The sequence below is a fragment of the Endozoicomonas sp. SESOKO3 genome, from assembly GCF_024606255.1.
In genome coordinates, this window is record NZ_JAHHPR010000282.1 from 1 (window position 1) to 5171 (window position 5171).

Sequence of the window (5171 nt, forward strand, 5' to 3'; positions counted from 1 at the left end):
TGGAACAAAGCTTTTCAGAGACCGGCTGGACTCAGTGGAAAAAGTTCTATGCGCCTCTGGATTATCTCTCGACTCTTTTTAAGTGACGGATTCAACTGTCAGCCAGAGGTAAACTCAGGCAGCTAATGCCTGCTTCAGTCGCTCTGCCGGAGGCTCAGTCTATTGGAAGCATTTGATAGTTGTCTTATTTGCAACGCACTTTGTAGTTATGAACATTGTCACTCATAGCTCCGAATAGAATCTATATTTCCAGTTCAATCACTGTAGCTGGGAAGTCACCATGAATAACTCATTCAACCTATGTCCGTTACTTTTGTGCTTGCTCTATTCGATGGCACAAGCCAGCCCCCCCTCAAAAAAAGATTTTGATTTTCTTGAGCCTCTTAATGATTCCGTACTGGTGGCAAACGGGCTTGAGCTAACGGAAAGCCTTGCTGGAGTCTCTTTGTCCACCTTGCTCAATCTGGGAGTATGGTGGGGTATCTGTAAAACAGCGGGAATAGTCTCCGGGCTTTCAAGCACATATGATCTGGCTGCATCGGATACAAAGGAGCTGGAGCCGTTGAAAACAGATTTCTGTTCGCAGCTGGCTCCCGTGATCACCACTGCCGAAGTAGCGTTGGCCGGGCATGTGTCTCCCTGGCCTCTGGAACAGCGCTGGTGGAGACCCTTGTATTTTGCCGGTGCAGGAATGGCAGCTAATGCCGCTAGTACGATAAAGAGGGAGCACATGCCTGTTGTAGTCATGATCTACCTTGCTTCTGAAGCGTTAACAAGAACCGGAGCCAGCGCTATTTCAGCGCTAATTCTAAGAAAAATGAGTACAAGGGATATTGCAACCGAATGGTATTTGGCTGGGGAATATGAAATATTTTCTATGATGAATGGGATTGTGGCAGGGGCTGTCGCCTATGAAGCGATGATCCATAAAGGCTACAGGCCAGCAAAAGCGACTCTTGCTTCTGTTGTCAGCGCAGTGATTGTGGGTACTCTCTCGGGAATTATTTCAGTGCTAACAATTGATGTGGACAGACAGACAAAGACCGAAGTCATAGCAGGAGCTGGAGTCGGGGCCGTAATCTTCGTAGGAGCCGGAGCCGGAGTCGGAGCCGGAGCGACAGCCGTAGCCTCAGTCGGAGCCGCAGGGGCATTAGTCGGAGCCTTAGCCGGGGCCGGAATCGGATTCGGAATTGGAGCTGTTGCCGAAGCTGGAACTATGATCCTCGGCGGAGTCGGAGCCTTGCTTATGCTGGGCAGTTTGAAGATAACCTCAAACGACCCGTTTATCAAAGCCGGTGTCACTCTGATGCCTGCGTTGACTTTCGCGGTTGTCAACGGTCTTTCAGGCTACGTCGTTTATGGCTATTCACTGGAACAAGGCCTTTCAGAGACCGGATGGACTCAGTGGAAAAAGTTTTACGCGCCCCTGGATTATCTCTCAACTCTGTTTAACTGACAGACTCAACTGTCAGCCATCGAATCATTGGTGAACACTGGCAGCTAACGCTGAGTTCAACCGCACTTGCACGCAGTTGAAGCGACTCTGAATTGAGGCTGAATACTTCAATCTCTCATGGGGCGGTTGCAACTGATTCCTATCTGAACAGCTCGGAATGACTCCCGAGCCGTTCAAACACAATGCGATCATCGTCCAGCCTGTAGATTAACAACCAATCTGGCTCAATATGGCATTCCCGCCTGCCATTAAAATTCCCGGTTAAAAGGTGATCTTTGTGCCTGGCAGCCAGGGGCATCTGCTCTACCAGCTGGCGGGTGATAAACTTGAGTTTGTCCATATCTTTCCCCTGCTTCTTCGCTTTTTTAACATCCTTCTGAAAGCGGTTTAAAAATACGGGAATCAACACGCTTAAATATCCAGATTCTTAAACAGGTCATCCAGATCTTTGCACTCTACCAACCCTTCCCCTTTGTCGCTTTCCTCGAAAGCCTTCAAAGTCTCTTCGTTAGGAATACGCACATCAAACGGCAACCCGTTGCACAACTCAACCTGCGTATAAAAAAGCGTAATGGCCTGTGTCGTGTTCAGCCCGATCTTGCGAAACACCGCTTCAGCCTGTTTCTTCAGCTCAGGTTCCACTCTGGCTTTGACGACAGCGCTTTTGCTCATGACGGTTCCCTCTGATTATTGAATGGCGTTTTATAGTGTAGGCCAAACGGGACACAATTCAACATTCAAGAGCCTGTATACGCCCTCTGACCATGGGGTGATGTGATCGGCTTCCATCTGGTTGATGTCGAAGAACTCTTCACACTCGTTGCAGATGCCTTTCTGGCGTTCCTCAGCCGCCTATTGGTGAGATGCACAGTCTGCTGGCAGAGATGTTGCGGGGGATGAGTCGGGAAGAGCGGGAAGCGTTGCTGGGGAAGGTGGGTTGATTATTGATCACCTTGCCTGTACTTGATCAATGAGTAATTAATCGCCGGGCAGCCAACCCCTTTCTGTAACCTGCTCATAGCTCCATGGGCATTCCTTGGGAAAACTGTTTTTATTCAGCCGCTTGCTTTCTGTTTTTATGTAACGGTTTAATTCTTCCATAGCGCTTTTTTTGGCTTTGACGTAGGCTTTTTCGAGTGATTCTTGAAAGTAATTGCTCAAGTAAGGGTTTTCTTCAACGTGAAGATCAATTTCATCTCTAGGGTTGTTGATACTGGGTATCCATGACTGAAGAACTTTATCTTCCACCCAAGGGTCTTTCAGAATTCTTTTCTGATAGTCATATTTGAGCAAATGAACCAACAATATCACTAAATGAGAACATAATTCTCTGACGTCATTACCCATCTCGTGTTCCAGAGCCTCCAACAGATTGTCGATGTCCAGTTGATCGAATTGCTTAGCGGCCAACAATTCACGCTGCTGGCCTAGCCATTGGTGATAGTCAGTCTCGTACAAACTTTTCATTCTTCATCCTCCCCAGGCAGCCAGTCTTCTGTCGTGATCTGTTCAAACGTCCACGGGCATTCCTTGGGAAAACTGTTTTTGTTCATAAGGTGACGCTTGTTAGTTATAAATCGGTTCATCTGCTCTATAGCCCTTTTTTTGGCTTTAGGGTAACTGTTTGCTAAAGCCTCATCCTGCTGGGGTTGTAGGTGTGGGTGTTTTTTAATCAAGTCGTTAATGTCGTTACGTGCGTTAGAGATGCTGTCGTGCCAGCTTCTGAAATATTCTGGTTCCAGACGCTGCGGGTTGAGTACAAACGTTTGATACTGATACTTCAAAAGATGCAATACCAAAATAACAAGATGAGACTCCAAATTTTCAACATAATTACCCATCTCGTACTCCATCGCCTCCAACAGATTGTCTAAGTCAAGCTGGTCAAATTGGCGCTGGGCCAGTAGCTCCCGTTGCTGGCCTAGCCATGCGGTGTAGTCGGTTTTGTATAAACTATCCATTGGTGATCTCCTCTTTTGTCATTCATGTAATGAGGTGATGGCCACCCCATTGTTAAGGCAGCGTTGAGACATCCCGCAAAGCGCCGGACAGGTACTTATGGAGAATACTGGACACCAGTGTCTGGTATGGAATCCCTTCCCGCCGGGCCCGTGACTGAATCGCCAGCAGATCCTGTTGGGAAATGCGGATGTTAATACGCTTATCCTTTTTAAACGTCTCTCTGGCCGCCGCTTCCAGCATCGCCTTGCGCTCAGGCGTCATCACGGATTCATATTCACCCCGTTCAAGGGCATCGAGCAACGTTTGCTCCTCGTTATCCAGTGTTGTTTTTTTCATGTTCAATCTCCTAAATAGTCATGGGTAAATTTGCGGCTGGGAATCAGTGTTTTTAAAAAGTACTCCTGCTCGCTTTCCACGTAAGGCACCAACCAGACGTAACCTTGTGCATTCACCACAAAGATCCGCTCATGGGGATAGGCTTGCTGGTTAGGATGGGCGATGTCATCCAGCAGGCCGCCATTCTCTATGTGGAAAATAACTTCCTCGAAGGACCGATCCCGTTCCAGGATCAGCTGCTGATTCTTCTGGGGGTTCCAGTTAAAGCGTTTCATGAGAGAAGTATAGAGGGTGTGTGCCTTTTGTCATCAATTGGACCGGACAATCGTAACTCAGTGATTGGACTTTCTGCGATTGCACTCCCGGCAAAGCACCTGACCATTCTCCAGCTCAGTCTTGCCACCCTCTGACCAAGGGGTGATGTGGTCGGCTTCCATCTGGTCGGTATTGAAGGACTCTTCACATTGGTTGCAGATGCCTTTCTGGCCCTCATAAAGGGTGTACTTCTGGCTGTTCGTAAAGGCTCGCAGATTCAGGTGTTTTTCATTGCCCGTCAGCAATTATCCATAGACGCCTTTTTTGTTGACCACATCGTCAACGGCCATCAGCCTGCCGGTAACGTTTGTCACGGGGTTCATAGTAGTTGAGCACTTTGAGCCACATGTTGTCGTTTATTGGATGAACCCTGCTTGGACTCTTTCTGTGCAATTAAGAGTGTGCGACTTGAATTAAATGCTCTGAACTTTTTATACAAAAAGGAACTGAACGGAGTGCCTTAAACTCAGGCACCCTGAAATATCAAAAGCTTTTGACATTGGAAAGGTTAGGCTTGGCGTCTTTATTCTCTTTATAGATAAGAGCAATGTTGCCAATGGTTTGAATCAGTTCTGCATGAGTCCGGTTGCACAGTTCGGTAATGGCTTCTTTCTTGATTTCACGATCGCCTAAGGCAAACTTTATCTTGATCAGCTCGTGATCGTGCAGGGCACGCACTGTCTCTTCAATAACACCATCACTCAGACCGTTGCCCGCTACCATTACGACAGGTTTCAGCTTGTGACCGAGGGAACGGAAGTGTCTCTTTTTTTCAGAACTAATGCTCATGATTTCAGAATCCTGAGGCTGAATATTCAGTAAGCCGATTGCCTACAGCCATGACAACCGGGCAACAGGTTCCTGGTGGGCGATAAAACAAGGTTGTATATCACATACCTCAGTCGGGGGCTCGCTTCCCGGTTTTTGTTAAGATTGGGAAAGACCGGCTTGGAAACTGTTGATCAAAAGTTCATCATTGTACTTTATTCTCTATGGCTCACAAGTCCAAGAGTCATGAATAAAGTTTTTAAGGTAGATAGTGTAAGGTAGAAATGGCCAGATCCAAAAGCAGTGCCCGCTGGCTACAGGAGCACTTTGAAGA

10 protein-coding genes are annotated in these 5171 nt (G+C 47.4%); 1 reads left to right on the forward strand and 9 read right to left on the reverse strand.

The genetic code is table 11. The features are described 5' to 3' along the window. The first annotated feature begins 280 nt into the window (after nt 1-280). Nucleotides 281-1456 carry a hypothetical protein gene (locus KDK18_RS05170; RefSeq protein WP_257253688.1) on the forward strand — a complete coding sequence of 392 codons (1176 nt, stop codon included), beginning with the start codon at nt 281-283 and terminating at the stop codon, nt 1454-1456. A gap of 139 nt (nt 1457-1595) precedes the next feature. On the opposite strand, the gene KDK18_RS05175 is transcribed toward KDK18_RS05170, so the two are convergent. The 9 genes from KDK18_RS05175 to yhbY all read right to left on the reverse strand — a co-directional run bounded on the left by KDK18_RS05175 (nt 1596) and on the right by yhbY (nt 4858). Next, complete coding sequence (locus tag KDK18_RS05175) at nt 1596-1865, reverse strand: type II toxin-antitoxin system YafQ family toxin (protein ID WP_257253690.1); 270 nt, start codon at nt 1863-1865, stop codon at nt 1596-1598. A gap of 2 nt (nt 1866-1867) precedes the next feature. Then, entirely contained in the window at nt 1868-2128 is a 261-nt protein-coding gene (locus KDK18_RS05180; RefSeq protein ID WP_257253691.1) for a type II toxin-antitoxin system RelB/DinJ family antitoxin, read from the reverse strand. A 30-nt stretch (nt 2129-2158) separates the two neighbouring features. After that, the gene (locus tag KDK18_RS14690; RefSeq protein ID WP_368736449.1) at nt 2159-2284 is read right to left on the reverse strand and encodes an HNH endonuclease; all 126 of its coding nucleotides are present in this window, start codon (nt 2282-2284) and stop codon (nt 2159-2161) included. A 150-nt stretch (nt 2285-2434) separates the two neighbouring features. Beyond that, complete coding sequence (locus KDK18_RS05185) at nt 2435-2923, reverse strand: DUF29 domain-containing protein (protein WP_257253693.1); 489 nt, start codon at nt 2921-2923, stop codon at nt 2435-2437. Continuing rightward, on the reverse strand, nt 2920-3417 hold the full coding sequence (locus KDK18_RS05190) for a DUF29 domain-containing protein (RefSeq protein WP_257253694.1): 498 nt from the start codon (nt 3415-3417) through the stop codon (nt 2920-2922). The genes KDK18_RS05185 and KDK18_RS05190 overlap by 4 nt, the downstream gene beginning before the upstream one ends. A 52-nt stretch (nt 3418-3469) precedes the next feature. Next, nucleotides 3470-3754: a CopG family antitoxin gene (locus KDK18_RS05195; RefSeq protein ID WP_257253696.1), complete on the reverse strand. Its 285-nt coding sequence runs from the start codon at nt 3752-3754 to the stop codon at nt 3470-3472. 2 nt (nt 3755-3756) lie between these two features. Then, nucleotides 3757-4029: a hypothetical protein gene (locus tag KDK18_RS05200; RefSeq protein ID WP_257253698.1), complete on the reverse strand. Its 273-nt coding sequence runs from the start codon at nt 4027-4029 to the stop codon at nt 3757-3759. 57 nt (nt 4030-4086) lie between these two features. Beyond that, nucleotides 4087-4314 (reverse strand): HNH endonuclease, encoded by a 228-nt coding sequence (locus tag KDK18_RS05205; protein WP_257253701.1) that lies wholly within the window; start codon nt 4312-4314, stop codon nt 4087-4089. A 238-nt stretch (nt 4315-4552) separates the two neighbouring features. Further along, a complete protein-coding gene (yhbY, locus tag KDK18_RS05210) occupies nt 4553-4858 on the reverse strand; it encodes a ribosome assembly RNA-binding protein YhbY (protein ID WP_257253702.1) in 306 nt (101 codons plus the stop codon). Nucleotides 4859-5171 lie beyond the last annotated feature (313 nt).

Coding starts and splice junctions, on each gene's coding strand:
- KDK18_RS05170 (WP_257253688.1), top strand. CDS start 281: ATGAATAACTCATTCAACCTATGTCCGTTACTTTTGTGCTTGCTCTAT.
- KDK18_RS05195 (WP_257253696.1), bottom strand. CDS start 3,754: ATGAAAAAAACAACACTGGATAACGAGGAGCAAACGTTGCTCGATGCC.
- KDK18_RS05200 (WP_257253698.1), bottom strand. CDS start 4,029: ATGAAACGCTTTAACTGGAACCCCCAGAAGAATCAGCAGCTGATCCTG.
- KDK18_RS05185 (WP_257253693.1), bottom strand. CDS start 2,923: ATGAAAAGTTTGTACGAGACTGACTATCACCAATGGCTAGGCCAGCAG.
- KDK18_RS05190 (WP_257253694.1), bottom strand. CDS start 3,417: ATGGATAGTTTATACAAAACCGACTACACCGCATGGCTAGGCCAGCAA.
- KDK18_RS05180 (WP_257253691.1), bottom strand. CDS start 2,128: ATGAGCAAAAGCGCTGTCGTCAAAGCCAGAGTGGAACCTGAGCTGAAG.
- yhbY (WP_257253702.1), bottom strand. CDS start 4,858: ATGAGCATTAGTTCTGAAAAAAAGAGACACTTCCGTTCCCTCGGTCAC.